General features: G+C 71.4%; 1 pseudogene. It reads right to left on the bottom strand.

Annotated features, from left to right (window positions below):
* Positions 1-370 (bottom strand): annotated as a pseudogene (gene manB, locus AC5RVG_RS16975) (phosphomannomutase/phosphoglucomutase); the annotation flags it as partial.

Below are 370 nucleotides of genomic sequence, written 5' to 3'. Positions count from 1 at the left end.
GTGTTGGAGGGGCGGAGGTTGAACCACCAGGTGCCGTCGTCGGCGATCACGGTGGTGCCGTCGAGCCGGTCCACGCTCACGCCGGTGCCCGCGTAGGCGGCCGGGCAGCCGGCGGCGGTGGTGTCGGTTCCGGCCGCGGCGGGGTCGGACGCGAGGGCGGGGGCGAAGTCGGCCAGCACTCGGGCGATCGCGGCGTCCTTGTCTTCGACCTGGGAGTTCAGTTCGCCGGTGGCGTGGTAGGGGTCGTATTCGGCGGCCAGCTTGGACAACGGCGCGTCCTGCTCGCCGAGGGCGGCGAGCACGTGCATGGCGGCGAGCATGCCGGTGTCGGCGTTGTAGAAGTCGCGGAAGTAGTAGTGCGCGGAGTGTT

The organism is Arthrobacter senegalensis (genome assembly GCF_059091765.1).
The sequence above is the reverse complement of the archived record's forward strand: the minus strand, read 5'-3'. Positions and strand labels throughout refer to the sequence as shown.